18 protein-coding genes are annotated in these 21,503 nt (G+C 69.2%); 6 read left to right on the forward strand and 12 right to left on the reverse strand.

Features of this window, described 5'->3' with window-relative positions; translation table 11 throughout:
* The first annotated feature begins 119 nt into the window (after positions 1-119).
* Both ACP59X_RS19745 and ACP59X_RS19750 read left to right on the forward strand, forming a co-directional pair.
* Complete coding sequence (locus ACP59X_RS19745; RefSeq protein ID WP_428561794.1) at positions 120-1,691, forward strand: alkaline phosphatase; 1,572 nt, start codon at positions 120-122, stop codon at positions 1,689-1,691.
* 188 nt (positions 1,692-1,879) lie between these two features.
* Complete coding sequence (locus ACP59X_RS19750; protein ID WP_428561796.1) at positions 1,880-3,106, forward strand: YibE/F family protein; 1,227 nt, start codon at positions 1,880-1,882, stop codon at positions 3,104-3,106.
* Positions 3,107-3,238: 132 nt separating this feature from the next.
* Here ACP59X_RS19750 and ACP59X_RS19755 read toward each other — a convergent pair whose 3' ends face one another.
* The 3 genes from ACP59X_RS19755 to ACP59X_RS19765 all read right to left on the reverse strand — a co-directional run bounded on the left by ACP59X_RS19755 (position 3,239) and on the right by ACP59X_RS19765 (position 6,775).
* Complete coding sequence (locus ACP59X_RS19755) at positions 3,239-4,147, reverse strand: branched-chain amino acid ABC transporter permease (protein WP_428561798.1); 909 nt, start codon at positions 4,145-4,147, stop codon at positions 3,239-3,241.
* 2 nt (positions 4,148-4,149) lie between these two features.
* Entirely contained in the window at positions 4,150-5,019 is an 870-nt protein-coding gene (locus ACP59X_RS19760; protein WP_428561800.1) for a branched-chain amino acid ABC transporter permease, read from the reverse strand.
* 91 nt (positions 5,020-5,110) lie between these two features.
* The gene (locus ACP59X_RS19765) at positions 5,111-6,775 is read right to left on the reverse strand and encodes an FG-GAP repeat domain-containing protein (protein WP_428561802.1); all 1,665 of its coding nucleotides are present in this window, start codon (positions 6,773-6,775) and stop codon (positions 5,111-5,113) included.
* Positions 6,776-7,077: 302 nt separating this feature from the next.
* Here ACP59X_RS19765 and ACP59X_RS19770 point away from each other — a divergent pair, with 302 nt between their 5' ends.
* The 3 genes from ACP59X_RS19770 to ACP59X_RS19780 all read left to right on the forward strand — a co-directional run bounded on the left by ACP59X_RS19770 (position 7,078) and on the right by ACP59X_RS19780 (position 11,370).
* Entirely contained in the window at positions 7,078-8,676 is a 1,599-nt protein-coding gene (locus ACP59X_RS19770) for an alpha-L-arabinofuranosidase (protein ID WP_428561804.1), read from the forward strand.
* Positions 8,677-8,943: 267 nt separating this feature from the next.
* Positions 8,944-10,113 (forward strand): ABC transporter substrate-binding protein, encoded by a 1,170-nt coding sequence (locus ACP59X_RS19775; RefSeq protein WP_428561806.1) that lies wholly within the window; start codon positions 8,944-8,946, stop codon positions 10,111-10,113.
* A 183-nt stretch (positions 10,114-10,296) separates the two neighbouring features.
* A complete protein-coding gene (locus ACP59X_RS19780) occupies positions 10,297-11,370 on the forward strand; it encodes an RluA family pseudouridine synthase (RefSeq protein WP_428561808.1) in 1,074 nt (357 codons plus the stop codon).
* Here the strand turns inward: ACP59X_RS19780 and ACP59X_RS19785 are convergent.
* Positions 11,327-12,148, reverse strand: a complete 822-nt coding sequence (locus ACP59X_RS19785; protein WP_428561810.1) for a TrmH family RNA methyltransferase — start codon at positions 12,146-12,148, stop codon at positions 11,327-11,329. The genes ACP59X_RS19780 and ACP59X_RS19785 overlap by 44 nt on opposite strands.
* A 358-nt stretch (positions 12,149-12,506) precedes the next feature.
* On the opposite strand from ACP59X_RS19785, the gene ACP59X_RS19790 reads away from it, so the two are divergent.
* The gene (locus tag ACP59X_RS19790; RefSeq protein WP_428561812.1) at positions 12,507-14,522 is read left to right on the forward strand and encodes a LysM peptidoglycan-binding domain-containing protein; all 2,016 of its coding nucleotides are present in this window, start codon (positions 12,507-12,509) and stop codon (positions 14,520-14,522) included.
* A gap of 316 nt (positions 14,523-14,838) precedes the next feature.
* Here the strand turns inward: ACP59X_RS19790 and ACP59X_RS19795 are convergent, their stop codons facing one another.
* From ACP59X_RS19795 to ACP59X_RS19830, 8 genes are all read right to left on the reverse strand, one after another.
* Entirely contained in the window at positions 14,839-15,333 is a 495-nt protein-coding gene (locus ACP59X_RS19795; RefSeq protein WP_428561814.1) for a DUF1499 domain-containing protein, read from the reverse strand.
* Positions 15,334-15,508: 175 nt separating this feature from the next.
* Positions 15,509-16,324 carry a shikimate dehydrogenase gene (aroE, locus tag ACP59X_RS19800; RefSeq protein ID WP_428561816.1) on the reverse strand — a complete coding sequence of 272 codons (816 nt, stop codon included), beginning with the start codon at positions 16,322-16,324 and terminating at the stop codon, positions 15,509-15,511.
* A 289-nt stretch (positions 16,325-16,613) separates the two neighbouring features.
* Positions 16,614-17,159 carry a 2-oxoacid:acceptor oxidoreductase family protein gene (locus ACP59X_RS19805; protein WP_428561818.1) on the reverse strand — a complete coding sequence of 182 codons (546 nt, stop codon included), beginning with the start codon at positions 17,157-17,159 and terminating at the stop codon, positions 16,614-16,616.
* 4 nt (positions 17,160-17,163) lie between these two features.
* Entirely contained in the window at positions 17,164-17,934 is a 771-nt protein-coding gene (locus ACP59X_RS19810) for a thiamine pyrophosphate-dependent enzyme (RefSeq protein ID WP_428561820.1), read from the reverse strand.
* Positions 17,935-18,996, reverse strand: a complete 1,062-nt coding sequence (locus ACP59X_RS19815; RefSeq protein ID WP_428561822.1) for a 3-methyl-2-oxobutanoate dehydrogenase subunit VorB — start codon at positions 18,994-18,996, stop codon at positions 17,935-17,937.
* Entirely contained in the window at positions 18,996-19,235 is a 240-nt protein-coding gene (locus ACP59X_RS19820) for an indolepyruvate ferredoxin oxidoreductase subunit alpha (protein WP_428561824.1), read from the reverse strand. Before ACP59X_RS19820 ends, ACP59X_RS19815 begins: the two co-directional genes overlap by 1 nt.
* Before the next feature lie 110 nt (positions 19,236-19,345).
* Positions 19,346-20,449, reverse strand: a complete 1,104-nt coding sequence (queA, locus tag ACP59X_RS19825; RefSeq protein WP_428561826.1) for a tRNA preQ1(34) S-adenosylmethionine ribosyltransferase-isomerase QueA — start codon at positions 20,447-20,449, stop codon at positions 19,346-19,348.
* A 23-nt stretch (positions 20,450-20,472) separates the two neighbouring features.
* Positions 20,473-21,405, reverse strand: coding sequence for an exopolyphosphatase (locus ACP59X_RS19830; protein WP_428561828.1), 933 nt, complete (start codon positions 21,403-21,405; stop codon positions 20,473-20,475).
* Positions 21,406-21,503 lie beyond the last annotated feature (98 nt).

Genomic DNA, 21,503 nt, shown 5'->3' on the forward strand with positions numbered 1-21,503 from the left:
AGGTTGCCAGTCCCGCCGGATCCGATTCCCGGGTTGCGGCAATCGCAACGGCCCCGCCACACGGGCGTCACGCGGGCCGTTCTACCTTCGTACCGACATCCGCCCACGGAGGAACACCCATGCGCCGATCCGCCCTGCCGCCTTTTGCCGCGGCCACCATCAACCGCGTGGCCTGGCTGGTGCTGGCCGCCCTGTTCGTCTGCGCCGCCGTCAGCCATGCCGATTCCGGCCCCCAACCCAAATACGTCTTTTTCTTCATCGGCGACGGCATGGCCATGCCCCAGCGCGGCGCCGCCGAGTATTACGCCGCCGCCAAGGACGGCAAAAAAGAGCCCGGCATCGTCAAGCTGACCATGAACAAGATGCCGGCCCAGGGCCTGACCAGCACCTATTCCCTCAATTCCATCATCACCGATTCCGGCGCCGCCGGTACGGCCCTGGCCGCCGGGGTCAAGACCTACAACGGCGCCATCAGCGTGGACGGGGCCAAGAAGCCAGTGCCCACCATGGCCGAAAAGGCCCGGGACAAGGGCATGAAGGTCGGCGTCGTCTCCAGCGTCTCCCTGGACCACGCCACCCCGGCCTGCTTCTACTCCCACCAGGCCAGCCGCAACAATTATTATGAAATCGCCCTGGACGTGGCCAAAAGCGGCTTCGACTACTTCGGCGGCGGCGGCTTCAAGGACCCCGAGGGCAAGAAGTCCAAGCAGGAAGGCGAAAAGCAAAACGCCCTGGAGGTCATGAAGGCCGCCGGCTACACCGTGACCAGCGACGCCCAGGCCGTCAAGGACGCCAAGCCCGGCGCCAGGCTCGTGGCCATAAACCCGGTGCTCGACGCCGACAAGGCCCTGCCCTACGCCCTGGACGGCGAAAAGGCTGGGCTTTCCCTGGCCGACTACACGGCCAAGGGCATCGAGCTCCTCGACAACCCCAAGGGCTTCTTCTTCATGGTCGAAGGCGGCAAGATCGACTGGGCCTGTCACGCCAACGACGCCGCCGCCTCCATCGCCGACACCCTGGCCTTCGACGCCGCCGTGGCCCAGGCCGTCACATTCGCCGAAGCCCACCCCGACGACACCCTCATCGTGGTCACCGGCGACCACGAAACCGGCGGCCTGACCCTGGGATTCGCCGGCACCCGCTACGGCAACTACTACGACTACCTCAAGAACCAGAAGGCCTCCTTCCTCAAGTTCACAGCCGCCCTCAAGGAATACAAAAAGACCCACGACGCCCAAAACGCTAGGTTCGAGGACGTCGCGCCCCTGATCACGGAGCATTTCGGCCTGCTCGTGCCGACCGAGGCCGACCTCCAAGCCATGAAATCCGCGCCCAAGCCCAACGAGGACAACACCTCCCCGGCCGATCCCCACGGCATGTACTTGAAGCCCTTCGAGCTGGTCGCCGTCAAGGAGGCCTTCGCCCGCACCATGCAGGGTGAAAAGGAGAAAGGCGACGACGAGATGGACTACCGGGCCTACGGCGGCTACGAGCCCCTGGCCGTGGCCCTGACCCACATCCTCGACAACAAGGCCGGCATCGGCTGGACCAGCTACTCCCACACCGGCGTGCCCGTGGTCACCTCGGCCATGGGCCCCGGCTGCCAGGCCTTCGCCGGCTACTACGACAACACCGAGCTGGCCAAGAAAATCATGGCCGCCCTGGGCGAAAAGGCCGTGGCCAGCAACTAGACGGACGGACGGAAGGAAGGAATACGGGAAGGCCGGAGGAAAAATGCCTCCGGCGTCCAGGAGGGGCCGAGGGCCCCTCCTGGACCACCCCATCCGGGAAGAGAGATGATGCGATGCGTGGGGTTGGTCCGGCCGGCGTCGATGAAGGCGCCGGCCGGACCAACCCCACGATCCGTTGCGGAGGCCTGATGGAAACAAAGGACACCCACTGTTCCTGGCCACGGCCCGGCGAAGCCGGCCCCGGCCCGGCCGAGCCGCCGCGCCGCCGGCGTCCCGCACGCGTCTTGCCGCGTCGCGAAGCGCTGTTCGTGCTGGTCGTCGCCGCCCTCACCGTGGGCCTGTGGTTTGCGCCCACCGGCTTCGAGGAGCGCCTGCCGGCCGACGCCGTGCAGGTCAAGGCCAGGGTGCTGGCCGTGGACGACGCCCACGTGCGCCAGTACGGCATCGTGCGCGAGGGCGAGCAGCGGGTCACGGCCGAGCCGCTGTCCGGCCCCTTCGCCGGCCGGCCCATCGTCGCGGACAACCTCCTGCTCGGCAAGCTGGAGTTCGACAAGGTCTTCGCCCCGGGCGACACGGCGCTCCTCGTCCTGTCGCTGCGAAACGGCGAAATCGTCTCGGCCGTGGCCCAGGACCACTGGCGCCTGACGCTCCAGGGGGCGCTGCTCGGGCTTTTCGCCCTGGCATTGGCCGTCTACGCCGGCTGGACCGGGGTCAAGGCCGTGCTGTCGTTTATGTTCGCCGCGCTGCTGCTGTGGAAGGTGCTGGTGCCGCTTTTTCTGCGCGGCTTCGATCCGCTTTTCGTGGTCCTCGGCGTACTGGCCGTGCTCATGGCCGGCATCGTCTTCCTGGTGGGCGGGCTGTCGCGGCGGTCGCTGGCCGCCTACCTGGGTTCGCTTGGCGGCGTGGCCGTGACCTGCCTGCTTTCACTGGCCACGTCCCGGGGCTTTGCCCTGCCCGGCGCGGTCATGCCCTTTGCCGAGACCCTGCTCTATACCGGCTACGCCCACCTGAACCTGGGCCGGATGTTTCTGGCCGCCATTTGCCTGGGCGCCAGCGGCGCCATCATGGACGTGGCCATGGACGTGGCCGCCAGCCAGTCCGAGGTGGCCGCCCACCATCCGGACATCGGGCCGTGGCCGCTGTGCCTGTCGGGCTTGCGGGTGGGCCGGGTGGTGGTGGGCACCATGGCCACCACGCTGTTGCTGGCCTACTGCGGCGGGGGGCTGGCGCTGCTCATGGTGGTCATGGCCCAGGGCGTGCCGCTGGTCAATGTCGCCACCATGCCCCACGTGGCCGCCGAGATCGCCAACACGCTGGTGGGCAGTTTCGGCCTGGTCACGGCCGCGCCGCTGACGGCCGTGGCCGGGGGAATGCTACTGCGCGGCCGGGCGCGCCTGGCCACGGGGCGGCCCTGACGGTCCGCTAGCCTGGAGAGCAACCATCTTGAATCATTATGGGATTCCAAAGGGCGGCAGCCCTTTGGCCGCCGGAGGCTCCTCCCCTGATTCTTGTTGCAAAACCCTCCGTCTTTTTCACGGGGCGCGACGTCAGCGGCGAAGCCGCCAATAGCCGGCCAGCAGGGCCGCGCCGAGCAGCGCCCCGTTGACCAGGGTGCGCGCGTCGCCGAGGAACTGGAGCCAGCCCATGACCGTCTCCAGGCAAAGCGCCGCCAGGACCGGGCGCAAGAGGTTGCCCGGGCCGCCGATGACCAGGAAAAGCAAGGCCTTGAGCGAAAGTTCCAGGCTGAACTGCTCGGGGCTGATAAAGCCCGTGTAATGGCCGTGCACCACCCCGGCCGCGGCCGAGAGCCCGCCGCCAAGGCCGAAGGATACCGCCCGGGTGGCCGCCCGGTCGATGCCCAGGCTCGAGGCGGCATGGCGGTCGTCGCGGCAGGCGGCCAGAGCCCGCCCCAGCCGGCTGTCGCGGATGGCCAGGAACAGATAGGCCCCCAGGGCCAGCAGCAGGGTGAACAGGAAAAAGGTCACCCGGTCCCCGCCCAGCTCGCCGATCCACGGCACAGCCAGCTTGCGCTCCACCATCATCCCGGCCGCGCCGCCCGTGAGGCCCTCGAGGCTTAGGGCCACGTTGACGCACACCAGCGACACGCACAAGGTGGCCATGGCCAGAAACCCCTCGCCGAGGCGCTCCATGGGCCGGCTGACAAGCGCGGCCAAAAGCCCCGTGCCGATGACCACCCCGGGCACGATCAGCAGGGTGGCCCCGGGGTAGCGGGCATGGAGCAGCACCGAGGCGTAGGCGCCCAGGCCGGCGAAGGCGGCCTGGGCCAGGGAGATCTGGCCGCCCAGGCCCAGGCAGAAATTGAGCGCCAGGACGTTGACGGCCAAAAACATGTGCTGGTTGACGCCCAGGAGCTTGTGGGCCGGCGTGAGCAGGCCGACAGCCACCAGGGCGGCGAAGAATACGGCCAGCGAGGCCTTGCGCGAAACGGCCGGCATGGTCAGGGCCGCTCGGCTTCGCTCTCGGCCGGGGCGGCCACGAGCAGCAGGATGATCAGCGCATAGGTGGCGGTTTCCTTGAGCTCCCCGGACAGCAGCAGCACCAGGGCCGCCTCGCACAGCCCCAAGGCCAGCCCGCCGACGAAGACCTTGCCCAGGGAGGTGTAGCCGCCGATGGTGGCCGCGGCGAAGCCCTTGAGCCCAAGGCCCAGGCCCATGTCGTAGCGCAGCCCCGTCTGCGGCCCGACGGCCAGGGCGGCCAGGGAGGCCAGCGCCCCGGCCAGGGCGAAGGACAACGAATGGCACAGCACCGGGTTTATGCCCATAAGGCGGGCGGCCACGGCGTTTTGCGACGTGGCCCGCAGCGCCCGGCCCAGGCGGGCGTACTTGAGGAACGCCCCGAGCACGGCCATGGCGCACAGGGCCAGCACGAGCCCCGTCACGGTGTCGCGGCCGAGAAACAGCGGCCCCAGGCGAAGGTCGGGCAGGGGCAGCAGGCGCGGCGGCATGAGCGGATTTTTCCCCCAGGCCAGGATGGCCACGCCCTGGAAGACGAGGCTCGCGGCCACGGTCAGCATGAGCTGGCGCAGGGGCGAGGCGCGCAGTGTGAGGCCAAGGGTGGTGGCGAACAGGACCCGGCCGAGCAGGAAGCCGGCCAGGCCGGCCGCCGCCACGGCCACGAGCGGCGAAAGCCGCATGACGCCGGCCAGGCTGGCGATGCCCAGGCCCCCCAGCAGCAGCAACTCGCCCTGGGCGAAGTTGATCAGGCGGCTGGCGCAGTAGATCAGCGAAAAGCCCAGGGCCATGAGGCCGTAGACGGCTCCCAGGGCCAGGCCGGAATTGACGATCTGGGCCAGGTACAGGGCAAGCAAGGCGACCTCGTTGGGCCTTGGCGCTTTGACGAAAAACGGGGGAACCGCGGCGCGGCGCGGTTCCCCCGGGGGCGTCAGGGGAGGCGGAAGGCTATTGCTCCGCGCCCTGGTCGATGCCGAACTCGCCGGGCTGGTTCATGCTCGTGGTGTCGAGCTTGTAGGCCAGCACGATGGTGCGCCGGGCGTAGACGCCCACGGCGCCGGGCCAGGTGTTGATGCAGACCACGAGCTCCTTCTGGCCGTCGTTGTCGATGTCGGACAGGGCGTAGCCGGTGATGGTGCCCTTGATGCGCCGGGTCTTCCACAGCAGGTTCATGCCCACGCCGTCCCAGTAGAGGGCGTGGATCTCGCCCTGGGAGAAGGTGCGGAAGGTCTCGAAGAACTGGGCGGCCAGGGAGATGTTCTTGCTGACCAGCAGTTCGGTGCGGCCGTCCCGGTCCAGGTCGGCCACGAGCATGGGCAGGGGAATGTAGTAGTAGGTCCAGAGGTGGTCGGTCTTGGGCTTTTCCATGGGGGCCATGAGCGGGTCGAACTCCAGGCCGATGGCCGAGCCGCAGTATTCCTCTTCGGTGGCGGCCACGCGTTCGCCCTTGGCCGTGTAGACGACCAGGTGGTCGCGGTCATCATTCAAGATGACCTTGTAGCCGCTTTTCTCGGGCAGGTAGACGAAATTGAAGGGGTTGGCTTTGCTCGGCAGGCTCAGCCTGGTGGACAGCGCGGGCTGGCCGCCGGAGAAGATGACGTTGTGCACGCCCTGGGCGAACAGTTCCTTCTCCTCGCCCTTGGAACCGACGAGCTGGCGGGTGAAGTCGGGCGGCACGGCGGCCACGTTGAGGTAGAGCTTGATGTCCTTGTAGAGTTCCTTGAGGTGGTTGCCGTCCAGGGACAGGATGAACGAGCGCGGCTCCTTGAAGTAGCTGGCCGAGACGATGATTTCGGCCTTGCCGTCGCCGTTGATGTCGAGCGTGCTGACCTTGAGCAGCTTGAGGTTGGGCGAGACCTGGTAGCGGGCGATGGGCAGCAGTTGGCGGTCCTTGTAGGTGTAGGTCTCGATGGAGTCCTTGGCCAGGATGACGACTTCGTTCTTGCCGTCGCCGTTTATGTCGTCGATGGCGATGCCGCTGGACACGATGGGCATGGACTGGCTGCGCCACACGCCCGGGGTGTCGGACGGGCCGGCGTAGCGGAAGGCCGGGTTGAGGTAGACCTTCTGGTTTTCGCTGGTCTGGTTGACCACGAAATCCGGGTTCATCTGGTTGATGGTCTGGCCGCCGGCCTGGCCCGAACCGGGCGCGGCCGGGCGCTGGAAGATTTCGTTGTTGAGCGACTGGGCGGCCCGCTCCATGGCCGGGATGAGCTCGGCCAGCTTGGCGGAAAAATTTTTCGGCCACTTCTTGCCGTCGCGGCCAAGCACCGTGATGTCGACGCTGGCCTGTTCGCCGGAGATGGTCAGGGAGCCGTAGGCCAGAAAGTCGGCGCCGATGTCGGCCAGGGCCTTTTGGGCTTCGGCCTGCGAGGCCGGGGCCTTGGCCAGGCGGGCCGTCACCTTGGCCTTGTCCACCGGGGCCAGGTGGCCGGGCCAGTTCATGCGCGATTCGAGCATGCTTTGGGCGCCCTGGCCCAGGTACTGGTACTTTTCGGGGCCGTGGATGGCGAAGGGGGCCACGGCGTAGGTTTTGACGTCGGCGGCGAGGGCCGTGGACGACAGGCACAACACGGCCGCGACCAGCAGGACGAGGCGTCGGAAAAGCGTCATAAGGGGTTCCTCCGGGTCCCGCCAGGGACCGATTTGTCCGGGGACGCGGCCAGGGACTGGGGCCGGCGGCCGCGCGCCCTGCATTACTATCAAAGCCGAGGCCCTTGCAAGGGCGGGATGCACCCCTTGCCAAGCGGCAATCGATGGTTGCGCCGGCAAGGCGCTGTGGTGTGGTCGTCCGGCGCCGCACCGGGTTACGTCCGGCGCTGTCGCCGCGCTGTCGCCGAAACGTCGCCGGCCCGCGCTTGCCAGAGTCGCCTCCCGAGGGTAGACGCTTGCCGCTTATGCTTGGGAGCGGTCACATGCCTCTGTTTTCGATTTTCCGTTTATTGGCCCTGTCCGTGTTTTTTGCCCTGACCTGTCAAGGCGGCCCGGCCCGGGCCGGCGACGCGGCCGAAACCGTGGCCGTGGACGCCTCCCGGACCATCCGGCCCACCAGCCGGGAACTGCTCGGCATCAACGTCAACTACCTCCTCGACGCCGACGCCAACCGCCGCCCCGGGGCCAAGCCCCTGGCCCGGGCCATCCTGGACCTCGGCGTCGGCACCCTGCGCTACCCCGGGGGCGAGAAGGCCGACGGCATGCTCTGGTCCAGGCCGCCCTTCCGCAAGCCCGAGCCGACCCTGGCCCGGCTTGGCCCCGACGAGTGGCCCTCCAACGACGCCCGGGTCTTCGACCTGGGGCGCCAGCGCTTCGTCCACCGCCCCCTGGACCTCGACGCCTTCATCCGCCTGTGCCGCCGCACCGGCGCCGAACCGGTCATCGTGGTGGCCTACGACTCCATGTACAAGCCGGGCACGCCCGGGGAGACGGTGCCGGATCTGGCCAGGCTGCTCGAAAACGCCGTGTCCCTGGTGCGCTACGCCAACATCGAGCGGCGCTTTCGCATCAAGTACTGGGAAATCGGCAACGAATCCTACTATTACGTCTACAACGGCGGCGCCCGGGCGGCCGACTACGCCCGGGATTTCGTCACCTTCGCCGCGGCCATGAAGGGCGTGGACCCGTCCATCAAGGTCGGGGCGGGCGGCCCGGCCGGCACCGACGACGTGGGCGCCCTGGACAACCTCCAGGGCGACGCCACGCCCTGGTGGCGCGAGGTCTTCGGCAAGGCCGCCGGCAGCATCGACTTCGTCTCGGTCCACGAATACCCGTGCTACGAATGGTACGGCTACGACTACTACCGGCAAAACCCGGTACGCATGCAGGCCGTGGACGCCATCGACGCGGCGGCCCGGCGCTACGGCCCGCCGGGGCTGGACAAGCGGCTGCGCTACCTCATCACCGAGACCAATTCCGCCGACTGGTACGCCCATCCCCAAAACCTCGGCTGGAAGCACGTCAACACCCTGGGCCATGGGCTGGTGCTCTTCGACATGCTCGGCCAGGCGGTCAGCGACCCGCGCGTGGTCACGGTGCAGATCTGGGCCACGCGCTGGCTGCAAAACGACGTCCAGCCCGAGTTGTGGGACGCCCTGGACCGCAAAAACGAGCCCCTGGCCACGGGCATGGCCGTGAAACTGCTGGCCCAGGGCCTGGGCGACCGCATCGTGGCCGCGACCGACGCGCCCGGGGTGCGGGTCGTGGCCGCCTGCGACGACCGCAAGGGCAGGCTGACGGTCTACCTGCTCAACAAGGACGCCGCCCGCACCGTAGAGGTGCGCGTGGCCGGCGCCAAGGCCGGCGGGGCCGCCAGCCGCCAGGTCTGGAGCGGCACCGGCCCGGACGATACCCGGCCGCGCCTGGCGGCCGAGCCCGACGTGGCCCTGCGCGACGGCCGGGCCAGCCTGGCCCTGCCGGCCCAGTCCCTGACCATCCTGCGCCTGCCGGTTGTGGCCAAGGGCCAGCCGGCCCTGGCCGGCAAAAGCGCCCCTCGGGGCAAGCCCAGGCGGCTGGGCTAGCCAGGGGCAGCCCTCCTTTCGCCGGGCGGCGACCCTCCTTTCGCCGGGCGGCGACCCTCCTTTCGCCGGGCGGCGACCCTCCTTTCGCCAGGCGACGACGCCGCCTGAGTCCGGCCCGGGCCGGCCCGGGCGGCCGCCGCCTCGCGAATGGGCCCGGCCCGCGCCCGGGTTGGCCGCCACCTTGCGAAAAGGATTTACAACGCCTCCGGTTGCGGTACAAAATCCCTGTCGCCGCATGGCGGCCAATACGCCCCGGAGGCTCCCCGAATGGCCAAAACCCTGCTCCTTCTCGCCGCGCTGCTCCTTGTGCCGGCGGCCCTTGCCACGGCCCAGCCGGCCGCCGAACCCATCGTCATCGGCGGGCTTTTCGCCCAGTCCGGCCCCGCCGCCGTGGTCGGCACCCCCAGCAAGCTCGTGGCCGAAATGACCATCGCCCAGTTAAACGCCATGGGCGGCATTCTCGGCCGCCCGGTCAAGCTCGTCAGCTACGACACCGAATCGTCTCCCGACGTGGCCCTGCGCCAGGCCCGCCAGCTCGTCGAGGGCGACAAGGTCCTGGCGATTATCGGCCCCACCTCCACCGGCGAGGGCCTGGCCGTCAAGAAGTACACCGAGGAGCAGAAAGTCCCGGTCATCATGACCGTGGGCGGCGACGCCATCATCTCCGGCGGCAAGTTTGGCCCCTACGACTGGACCTTCAAGGCCCCCCAGCGCACGGCCACGGCCGTGGGCAAGATCTACGAGTACCTCAAGGGCAAGAACATCGCCAAGATCGCGGTCATGAGCTCCAAGGACGCCTTCGGCCAGGACGGCCTGGCCGAGCTCAAGGCCAATGCCGGCAAATACGGCATCGACATCATCGCCGAGGAAAGCTTCGACCCCAAGGGCACGGACTTTTCCGCCCAGACCTTCAAGCTGCAGGCGGCCAAGCCGCAGGCCGTGGTGGTCTGGACCATCGGCCCGGCCGGGGCCATCGCCTCGAAGAACTTCGCCGCCCTGCCCGGCGAGCGGCCGCTGCTCGTGCAAAGCCACGGCCAGCCCGGCCCGAGCTACCTGGAACTGGCCGGCGAGGCCGCCGGCGGCACGGTCATGCCCGGCACCAAGCTCATGGCCCCGGAATCCCTGCCCGACGAGGACCCCCAGAAAATCGTCATCGAGTCCTTCATCAAGGCCTACAAGGACGCCGGCATCCAGGAGAAGTTCCCGCTCAATACCCACTCGGGCTACGCCTACGACGCGCTGACGCTCCTGCGGGCGGGCCTGGAAAAGGCCGGCAAGGCCGATCCCGAGGCACTGCGCGCTGCCCTGGAAAAGCTGCAGAACGTGGTCGGCGTCTCCGGCGTCTACACCCTGTCCTCCCAGGACCACAACGGCCTGCACGAGGACTCCATGGTCATGCTCATCGTCGATTCCGGCCGCTTCAAGCTCGCCCCGTAGGCGGTCCGGCAACGGAAACGGAAAGACGATGCGCGGGGAACCCCTTTTTGGAAAAAGGGGTTCCCCGCGCGCTCCCCTCCCGAAAAATGCCCAAGGGTGGTTTATGTCCCGCGCCACCGATGCGGCCAGACTCGCGTCCCCGAGTGCCCTGGCCGCCTGCCCGCCGCGCCTTGGCGGTGCCGCATGAAAACCCCGGTCCAGACGTTCGTCGTCACGCCGGCCGAGGCCGGCCAGAAGCTGCTCCAGTACCTGGTGCGGCGCCTGGACGGCGTGGTGCCGCAAGCCGCCTTGCAGCGGTTTATCCGCACCGGCCAGGTGCGCCTGGACGGCAAGCGCTGCAAGCCCTTCGACCGCGTCGACGAGGGCCAGAAAGTCCGCGTGCCGCCCTACGAAACCGAAGCCGCCCCGGCGAAAACCGCCCCGCCCCGCCCCGGCACCGCACCGGGCACCCCGCCCCCGACCGGCAGCCCGCCGGCCGCCCGGGACAGGGCCAGCGCGCCGTCCACGGCCCGGGCGCCGCACCCGGCCGCCACCCCGGACCTGCCGGCCCTGGACATCCTCCACGAGGACGCGGAACTGCTCGTGGTGGTCAAGCCGGCCGGCCTGCCCGTGCACCCGGGCTCCGGTCACGCCCTGGCCCTGACCACCATCCTGCACGCCCGCTCCCCGGACGCGCCCTTCCGCCCCACCCCGGCCCACCGCCTGGACCGCGACACCACGGGCATCCTGCTCGTGGCCAAAAGCTACCGCGCCCTGCGCCGCCTCCACGAGGCCATGGCCTCGGGCGAGGCCCACAAGGACTATTTCGCCTGGGTCTGGGGGAAATGGGAACTGGGCGAGGTCAACGAATGGCTGACCCTGCGCGACCGCCTGGCCAAGACGGGCGAGCCGGGCCGGCAGCGGGTGGAAGCGGGAGCGCAAGGCAAGGAGGCCGTGTCCAAGGTGCGCCTGCTCACCCACATGCCCACGGCGAGCCTGCTCGAAGTGCGCCTGGAAACGGGCCGCACCCAGCAGATCCGCGCCCAGCTGGCCGGGCGCGGACACCCCATCGTCGGTGACGCCAAGTACGGCGGCGGCGCGCCGCCCTTGCTCCTGCACGCCTGGCGGCTGACCCTGCCCGAGGCGGCCTTTTGCGCCCCGCCGGACTGGGCGGCGCCCTGGGGCGTCCAGCGCCTGCGCCGGTCCGTGCGCGACGCCTGCCGCCAGGCCGAGCCTAGTCCCGGGGAAACGCCAACGCCGCCAGCCGACCCAGAATGATGGCCCCGGCCTGGGCTACGTTCATGGAATCGAGCGGCCTGGCCTGGGGGATGCGCAGCAACGTTTCGCAGCGCTTGCGCACGCCCGGCCGCAGGCCCTCCTCCTCGTTGCCGAGCACCAATACAAGGGGGAAGGCGGGAGTGGCCGCGAAGGCGTTTTGCGCCCCGGCCTCCCCGGCCGCGCCAACCACGGTGAAACCGGCCTCGAGGGCCTCGTCCAGGGCCCGGGCCAGGTTGGTCGCCTTGGCCACGGGCAGGCGCGACAGCGTCCCGGCCGCCGCCTTGGCCGCCGCCGGCCCCAGGCGCGCCCCCTCGTGGCGCGGCAAAACGAGGCCGCCGCCGCCCAGGGCGTAGAGCGTGCGGGCCAGCGTCCCCACGTTGCCCGGGTCCTGCACCCGGTCGAGCGCCAGGGCCACGGGCAAGGGCGCCCCCCGCGTGGCGGCCAGCACGTCGGCCACGCTGGCCAGTTCGCCGGCCACGAGCCGGGCCAGCACGCCCTGGTGGTTGCCGGGGTAGATGCGGTCCAGGTCGCCGGCCGGCACGAAGCGAAAACGCACCTGCGCCTGCCGGCAGGCCGTCACGATGGCCTCGATGTCCGGGCCGCGCAACCCCTGGCGCAGCAGCACGTCCTCCACGGTCCGGGGCTGGTCGGCCAAGAGCTCCCGCACGGGCTTGCGCCCGGGCAGCACGTCGTCCGGCCCGGCGGCCCGGGGGGAAGGCGGTGTCTGCGGGGCTGCGGCTGCGGCCTCCGGCCGGCGCGGCGACGCAGAAGCGGACACGGCGTCCGGCCGATGCGGCGACGAAGAAGCGGCCACGTTCGGCGGGCGGCGCGGCGACGGGGAAGCAGCCACGGCGTCCGGTCGGCGCGAGGCAGGGGAAGCGGCGGGGGGGGACGCGGTCCGGTTACGCGGCCGCGCCGATGCGGCTGGCCGACGAGGGCGATCATGCTGAGACATGGCCCTTGGTGGCCCAAAGCCTGCGGGACCACAAGTCTTTTTTTCCCTTGCGTTTTCATCCACTTTGGACTAACTACTCCTTAATTGTTAAAAAATCACGGCAGTTAGAAATACCGACGACAACCTTCCGGAAGCCCCTCCCCCGGCGGCCGGTTGCCGTTTTGTTCCCTGGAGATCCCGCATGGTCCGTTATTTCCCGTGCCTCATCCTGTCGCTGCTGCTGGCCCTGGCCGGCTGCGCCGGCAACAAATACGACAAGAATAACGATATGAAGGCCAACCTCGAACCCGAGGTCTGGGACACGTCGCAGATCCTCAAGGATCTGAAGCGCGGCCGCCCCCTGACCGAGCAGGAGAAAAAAGCCCTGGCCTCGCGCGGCGCCATCCAGTTCAACCTGGACGTGGCCGACAACGAGGAAGTGGAAATGTTTTTGCAATACTTCACCATGGACAAGAAAGGCACCATGGAGAAGTGGCTGCAACGGGCCGAGCCCCACCTGCCCTATGTCCGGGCCGTGCTGGCCAGCTACAACCTGCCGCCGGACCTCATCGTGCTGCCGTTCATCGAGTCGGGCTACAGCGCCATGGCCTATTCCCCGGTGGGTGCCGGCGGCATGTGGCAGTTCATGCCCTACACCGGCCGCCGCTTCGGCCTGACCGTGGACTGGTGGGTGGACGAACGCCGCGACCCCTACAAGTCCACCGTGGCCGCGGCCAAGTACCTGACCAAGCTCTATCAGATGTTCGGCGACTGGAACCTGGCCCTGGCCGCCTACAACGCCGGCGAGGGCAAGATCTCCCGGGTCATGGCCGCCAGCGGCCAGTGCGACTTCTTCGACATCGCCAAGGACCCCAAGCTGCTCAAGCAGGAAACCCGCCACTACGTGCCGAAATTCCTGGCCGTGCTGAAAATCTTCCAGAACCTGGACAGCCTGGGTTTCAAGAAGATCAATTGGCAGGCCGGCCCCAACCTCAAGGAAGTGCCGGTGCCGGGCGGCACGGACCTGCTCGCCCTGTCAAAGGCCTGCGAAATGAGCTGGGAGCAGTTCCGGGACTACAACCCGGGGTTCCGCCGCCAGGTCAGCCCGCCCGACGCCACGGTCAACGTCTACGTGCCCGTGGCCAAGGAACAGGTCGTGCTGGCCTTCCTGCAAAACCCCGGCAATTACCCGTCCGGGGGCGTCCAGACCGTCACGGCCCAGGCCGGCGACACCTGGTGGGCCATCGCCCGCCGGGCCGGCATGCCCGTGGCCGAACTGCGGCAATTAAACGCCGCCCTGCCCGAGGAACTGCCGCCCGGACAGACCGTGCGCGTGGCCTTAAGCGCCTCGGGCGTCGACAACACCGCCCTGGCCGAAGGCCCCGACGCCTGCGCGCCCAAGCCCGTGGCCGCGGCCAAGCCGGCGCGCCACCGGGTCAACAAGGGCGAATCCATCGGCAGCATCGCCAGAAAGTACGGCGTGTCCACCAAGGAACTGCTGGCCGCCAACAAGATGAAAACCGAGCGCCGCCTGACCCTGGGCTCCTGGATCGTCATCCCCGGCGCCGCCCCGGCCCAGCCGGCCGCCGTGGCCGCCGCCAAATCCGGCCCCGGGCCGGCCGCGCCCGCCGCCCAGGCCGTCGCCGTGGCCGATGCCAGCCACCGCGTCCAGAAAGGCGAATCCGTCAGCGGCATCGCCGCCAAGTACGGCATAAGCGCCGAGACGCTCATGGCCGCCAACAAGCTGCGCTCCCCCAAGGACCTGCGCGCCGGGGCCAGCCTGACCATCCCGGGCAAGGGCAAGCCGGCCGCGCCGGCCGCCGTGGCGGTGGCGCCGTCCAGGGAGCCGGTCCAGGCCGCCCGCGACACCAAGGCGGTCAAAGGCGCGCCCATGGCCGCGGACCTCTCCCCCGCCCCCACGGCCGGGCGACTTTTCGGCGACAAGGCCGCCGGCGCGGCCAAGGCCCCGCCAGCCAAGGCCCCGGCCCCCGTCCAACTCGCGGCCAAGGCCGACAAAACACCGGCAAAACCGGCCGCCCCGGCCGCCGCCAAGCAAGCCCCGGCCAAGGCCGTCAACTACAAGGTCGGCCCGGGCGAGACGGTCTGGGGCATCGCCAAGAAATTCAACGTCGAGCCCTCGTCGCTGATGGCCTGGAACAACATGAAGACCCCGGGCTCCCTGCAAGCCGGCTCCCAGATCACCATCCGCAAGGATTAGGGTTCCCTTTCGGCCGCGTCCGTACGGACGGAGCCCGCGAAGCGAGCGTTCCGGCCCGGGCACTGGCGGCAGCGACGCGCCCTGCCAGGTCGGCGCCCCCACAACACCCGCCCGACGCCAACGGGGCGATGCCACGGCGGCATCGCCCCGTTTCCCATATCCGGCCCCTTGTGCCGCGGCCCGGGGGAAACCCCGCGACAACCCGCGACGCATGGAAAAAACGACCGCCCCTTGCAATTGCAAGGGGGTTGCCGAGGCGACAGCCTCCGGCTCCGGCCATTCGCCTGCTTGAAATGGCTTTCCCCCGCCCCTTCCCCTATTGCCCAAGCGCCCGGTAGATCGCCTCCAGGCGGCGGCGGTTGGCGCCGAAGTCGCTGTAGCCCACGCGCGAGGCGCTCCGGGCATGGAGCAGGCCGGCGGCGGGATCGTAGAGGAACTCGATGTCGTCCACGAAACCGAAACGCGGCGAAGAGGCCGTGGCGTGGAGGTAGCGTTCCGTGACGTCCCGCACCGTCAGGCCCTGGGCGGGCAGCACGGCGGCCAGTCGGGCAATGGGGTTTTCCGGTGCCGGGCGCGGGGCGATATAATGCAGCACGTCCCGTTTGGGAGCCGTGGAGGCGACCCAATTGGGTTTCGGGCCGCCCGGGCGCAGCGGCCCGCCCGTGGGCGAGACCACGGCCGGCAGGCGGCGGCTCACCCGGCCGAGCCAGGCGAACCAGGCCACCCCCACGATCACGGCCACCAGCAGGACCACGGCCGCCACCTGGCCCACGGCCTCGAAAAAACCCAGAATGCGCCGCAATGTTTCCATCTGTCCTGTCCTCCCCTGGCCGGCCGGCCGCACCGGAGCCGACGGATCGGCCGGTTGCGGCCTCGCCCGGGCCGCTCCCGGGCCGCGTTCAGGCCACGCTCAGGCCGCGCCCGGACCTGCTCAGGCTACGCTCAGGCCGCGTTGAGGCCTTACTCAGGCCACGCTTAGGCCATGCTCAGGCCGCGCCGTAAAGGGCCTTTTCCAACAGCGGGCGCAGCTCCTCGACCGGCAATACCCGGCCCGTCCAGAGCCGGAATTGCTCGATGGCCTGGTACAGGAACATGTCCAGGCCGGAAACGATGCGCGCCCCGGCCGCCGTGGCCTCGGCCACGAACCGGGTGACCCGGGGGTTGTACACGAGGTCGTAGACGACCTGGCCGGCGCGCAGGGCCTCGGCCGGAAAGGGCGAAAGCGCTTCATACCGGCCGGACATGCCCATGGGCGTGGCGTTGACGAGCAGCCCCGCCAAAAAACCGGCCCGGGCCTCCCAGCCCACGCTGTCCAACTCGAACTCCCAGGCCAGGGCGGCGGCCTTTTCGGGCGTGCGCCCCGTGACGCCGATACGCGTCAGGCCCAGGCGCTTCAAGCCGACCACGGCCGCCCGGGCCGCGCCGCCCGCGCCCAGGACAAGCGCCGTGTCCGGGATGTCGGCGGCCTCGATGAGGGGGCGGCAAAAGCCCTCCACATCGGTATTTTCCGCCCACAGCACCTGGCCGCGCCAATAGAGCGTATTGACGGCCCCGACTTCGCGGCCGAGGTCCGTCACGGCGTCGGCGTACCCCATGACCGGCGTCTTGTGGGGAATGGTGACGCTCAGCCCCTGGATCGGCGTTTGCCGCAACAGGTCCATGAAGGCGGCAAGGCCCTCGGGCGGCGTGTCCCAGGCCTCGTAGCGGCTGTCGATGCCGAAACGGGAGAACCCCCAGTTGTGCACGAGGGGGCTGAGCGAATGCGCCAACGGATGCCCGATGATACCATACAGTCCCGTCATGGCCGCTCCTTGGGGGAGGGAGGATGAAGGTGAGGAATCGGGGGGAGGGAACCCCCTTTTTGGAAAAAAGGGGGTTCCCTCCCCCCGGCCCCCCACCCTCCCCCCAAAACTTTTCAAGGGGGTATTCTCGGTTTCCCATTTTTCCGAGGCGGCTGGGCCGGTCCGGCAGGGAAGCGCAGCGCCCCTGCCGGACCGGCCCAGCCGCCTCGGGAGAAGGGGGGACCGGGGGGCCTAAGGCCCCCCGGCCGCCGGAGGCATCTTCCTCTTCGCCTCTCCCCCTCTCTCTTCCCTACTGCTTGTATGCTGCGCCGGCGCGCAGGGCTTCGGCGTTTTTGGGGATGAGGTGGCTGTAATGCTTGGAGATGACGTGGGAGAGGCTCTCCTCGACCACGGCAAGGGGCAGGATGCCGGTGGCCTGGACGTAGGCGCCGAGGGCCACCATGTTGGCCATGCGGGTGTTGCCCAGCCCGTCGGCGATTTCGTTGGCCGGCACGGCCACGACCTTGACCCGGGCGCTGTCGGCCAGGTCGGGGTCGATCAGCGAGGCATTGAGCACGAGCACACCGCCGTCCACGAGCTGGGGCTGGAACTTGTCCAGCGACGGCCGGTTCATGATGATGAGGCTCTTGGGGCTGCGGATGATGGGCGAGCCGATGGCGTCGTCGGAGACGACGACCGTGCAGTTGGCCGTGCCGCCGCGCATCTCCGGGCCGTAGACCGGGATGTAGGTGACATTGAGGCCATGTTCCATGCCGGCGTAGGCGAGCAAATTGCCGATGAGCATCACGCCCTGGCCGCCGAAGCCGGCCATGATCACGTCCTGGTATATGCCCATGACCCTAGTCCTCCTTGGCGACGTCTTTGTAGACGCCCAGCGGAAAGCCCGGGATCATTTCCTTGGCCACGCGCTCGTTGGCGGCCACGGGCGAGACTTTCCAGTTGGTGGGGCAGGTGGCGAGGATCTCCACGAAGCCGAAGCCCTCGCCGTTGATCTGCACCTCGAAAGCCCGGCGCAGGGCGCGCTTGGCCTGGGCCATGTTTTTGACGGAATTGACCGCCGTGCGGGCGCAGTAGGCCACGCCGTCGAGGGAGGCGATGATCTCGGCCATGCGGATGGGGCCGCCCTCGCGCTCGGCGCAGCGCCCGCCGGGGCAGGTGGTGGTCTTCTGGCCGATCATGGTCGTGGGCGCCATCTGGCCGCCGGTCATGCCGTAGACGGTGTTGTTGACGAAAACGACCGAGATGCGCTCGCCCCGGTTGGCGGCGTGCATGATCTCGGCCATGCCGATGGAGGCCAGGTCGCCGTCGCCCTGGTAGGCGAAGACGAAGGCGTCGGTGCGGGCGCGCTTGACGCCCGTGGCCACGGCCGGGGCGCGGCCGTGGGGGGCCTCGACGGTGTCGACGAGGATGTAGTTGTACAGGAACACCGAGCAGCCGATGGAGCTGACGGCGATGGCCTTTTCGACCAGCCCGAACTCCTCCAGGCACTCGGCCACCATGCGGTGGATGACGCCGTGCTGGCAGCCCGGGCAGTAGTGGGTGGGCACGTCGGCCAGGACGGACGGCCGGTCAAAGACCAGTTTCTCTTCGATTGCAGGCATGGAAGACATTTAGGCCCCCTTTGCGGCCGCCCGGATGGGCTCCACGAATTCGTCGGGCGTGGGCAGGTTGCCGGGAAAAACGCCGTAGAAGGCGGAATCGGCCAGACCCCGCACGGCAAGCCGCACGTCGTCGACCATCTGGCCGAGGTTGTGCTCGATGGTCAAAAAGCGCTTGCCGGCCCCGGCCAGCTCGCGCAGCTTGTCCTCGGGGAAGGGATAGAGGGTGACCGGGCGCAGCAGGCCGACCTTGACGCCGTCGGCGCGCAGGGTGCGCACGGCGGACTTGGCGATACGGCCGATGGAGCCGTAGGCCACGACCACCAGTTCGGCGTCGGCCGTTTCGAAATCCTCGAACACGACCTCGGACCGCATGGCCTCGTATTTTTTCTGGAGCAGCCGGTTCTGGCCGGCCAGGGCGCCGTCCTCCAGGAACAGGGACTTGAGCAGCCGGGGGGCACGCTCGCCGCGCCCGGTGAGCTTCCAGTCCCCGCCCTCGGCCGGGTCGATGGGCAGCGGCTCGCGGGGCGTGACCGGCTCCTTCATCTGGCCGACGATGGCGTCGCCCAGGATCAGGACCGGATTGCGGTACTTGAAGGCCAGGTCGAAGGCGGTGAAGGTCAGGTCGTAGCACTCCTGGCAGGTGGCCGGGGCCAGGACCAGGGTGCGGTAGTCGCCGTGGCCGCCGCCCTTGACGGACTGGAAGTAGTCGCCCTGGGAGGGGCCGATGTCGCCGAGGCCCGGGCCGCCCCGGTTCATGTTGACGACCACGCCCGGCAGCTCCGAGCCGGCCATGTAGGAGATGGCCTCCTGCATGAGCGAAACCCCGGGGCTCGACGAGGTGGTCATGGCACGCACGCCGCAGGCCGCCGCGCCGAGCAGCATGTTGGCCGCGGCCACTTCCGACTCGGCCTGGACGAACTGGCCGCCGGCGGCCGGCATGGCCGAGGAGAGCATCTCCGGGATGTCGTTTTGGGGCGTGATGGGATAGCCGAAGTAGCAGCGGCAGCCGGCGGCCAAGGCGCCCTGGCCGATGGCCTCGTTGCCCTTTATGAAGACGCGCTTGGCCGACATCAGTCGTTCTCCTTGGCTGTGCTTTTGACGCTGCGCCAGACTTTTATGGCCACGTCCGGACACATCTGGGCGCAGGCGGCGCAGCCCGTGCACGTGTCCTTCCCGGACTCGGTCACCTCGGCCACCTTGTAGCCCTTGGTGTTGAAACGCGAGGACACGGCAATGATGGCCTTGGGGCAGACCTGGGCGCACAGCAGGCAGCCCTTGCACCGTTCCTCGTCGATGGCAATCCGCGACATCGGTTCACTCCTTTGCGGGCGGATCGGGCCTGGGCGCAAGCCCATGCACGGGGGAGCCCGCCGCTCCCCCTGCCCGAAATTTCCTTGCGGTGTGCGGCGCCAGGCAGCGTCTAGCGCACCAACATGGCGTCGCCGTAGGAAAAAAAGCGGTAGCCGGAGGCGATGGCCTGACCGTAGGCAGCCAGGAGATTCTGTCGCCCGACCAGGGCGGCCAGCATAATCACCAGGGAGGATCCAGGCAAATGGAAATTCGTGACCATGCCGTCGACGACGCGAAACAGATACCCAGGGCGGATGAAGATGTCGGTTTCGCCGGCAAAGGCCGTCATCTCCCCGGCCTCGCGCACCACCCCTTCCAGCGCCCGGGCGGCGGTGGTGCCCACGGCGACCACGGGCCGGCCTTCGGCCTTGGCCGCCCGCACGGCCGCGGCCGTTTCCGCCGGCACCTCGATCCACTCCTTGTGCATGGCGTGGTCGCGGATATCGGCCACGCGCACCGGGGAAAAGGTGCCGATGCCCACGTGGCAGGTGACGGCGACGCGCTCGAACCCCCGGCCGGCCAGAGCCGCCAGCAGTTCCTCGGTGAAGTGCAGGCCGGCCGTGGGCGCGGCGGCCGAACCGAGCTTGTCGTCGCGGGCGTAGACGGTCTGGTAGGTCTCGCGGTCGGCCGCGTCGTCGGCGCGGCGGATGTAGGGCGGCAGGGGGATGTGGCCGATGCGCGACAGGATGTCGGGAAGCCGCCCTCGCCAGGACAGCACGAAGTCGGTGTGGCCGAAGGCGCCCCGGCTGGTGACGGTCAGATGCAGGTCCGGGGCGAAATCGATGCGGTCCCCGGGCCTTGGCGGGCGCGAGACGCGAAGGAGCCCGGCCGCCTGGGCGCTCGCCCAGCCGGTGGCCGCGTCGACGGTTGGCGCCAGCAGGGCCACCGGGGTCAGCAGCAGCAATTCCGCCGCGCCGCCGCTGGGTTTCTGGCCGAAAAGCCGCACCGGCGCCACCTTGGTGTCGTTGACCACCAGCAGGGCGCCGGGCGGCAGCAGGTCCGGCAGGTCGGAAAAGACGGCATGCCCGGTCGCGCCACCGGCCCGGTCCAGGGTCAAAAGCCTGCAGGCGTCGCGCTTGCGGCACGGCCGCTCGGCGATGCGTTCGGGGGGCAGCTCGAAACGGTAGGATTCGAGCAGGTCGTCGGGCGCGGGGGGCGTGGCGTGGGACAACATGCGTTCCGGAAAGAGGATGCCCCCTAGACCGCGCCGCCGGCCGGAGTGTCGCCGTTGAGCACGGCCAGCACGTCGGCGATGACCGTTTCCGCCTCGGCTTCCGGAACCTGGCAGGTGCCGACGTTGCGGTGGCCGCCGCCGCCGTAGGACAGCATGAGCCGGCCGATGTCCACCGGGTTGGAGCGGTCGAAGATGGACTTGCCCACGGTGAGCACCACGTTCTGCCTGGCCTTGCCCCAGATCACCTGGACGCTGACGTCGCAGTGCGGGAACAGGGCGTAGGCCGTGAAGCGGTTGCCGGTGAAAATCTCTTCCTGGGGGCGCAGGTCGATCAGCAGCACCTTGCCCACGACCATGGACCGCCGCCGCAGCATGGCGGCGAACTGCGCCTCCTGCTCGAAATAGCGCTTGACGCGCTCGGCCACGTCGGGATCGGCCAGGATGGTTTCCACGGGCTCGTGGCGGCACAAATCCACCAGGCGCATCATGAGCTGGTAGTTGCTGATGCGGTAGTCGCGGTAGCGGCCAAGGCCGGTGCGCGGGTCCATGATGAAGCTCAGCAGGATCCAGCCCTCGGGCTTGGCCACTTCCTCGGGCGTGAGGTTGCCGCTGTCGCAGCGGTCGACGAAGGCGAGCATCTCGTCGAAGCGGGCCGGAAAGGTCTCGTGGCCGCCGTAATATTCCCAGATGACCCGGGCGCAACTCGGGTAGTGCTTGGAGGCACCCGTAAATTCGATGTCGCCCAGGCGGTCGGCTTCGCTGGAATGGTGGTCGAACCACAGGCCGCAGCCCGGGGCATAGGGCACGTTGGCCAGGATGTCGTCCGGGCCGCAGGCCACCTTGCCGTCCTGGACGTCTTTCGGGTGCACGAACACCCATTCGTCCATGATGCCGGCTTCCTTGAGCAGCACGGCGCAGATGAGCCCGTCGAAATCCGATCGCGTCAGCAGCCGCATGTCCGCCTCCTTGGCAACCCGTTGCGGGGCCGCCCGTGCCGGCGGCTCCAAACGGTATTTCATAGCCGAGGGCCGGCCGCGAGGCAACCGCCGCAAAC

It is taken from the genome of Solidesulfovibrio sp. DCME, assembly GCF_049995385.1.
Lineage (GTDB): Bacteria > Desulfobacterota > Desulfovibrionia > Desulfovibrionales > Desulfovibrionaceae > Solidesulfovibrio.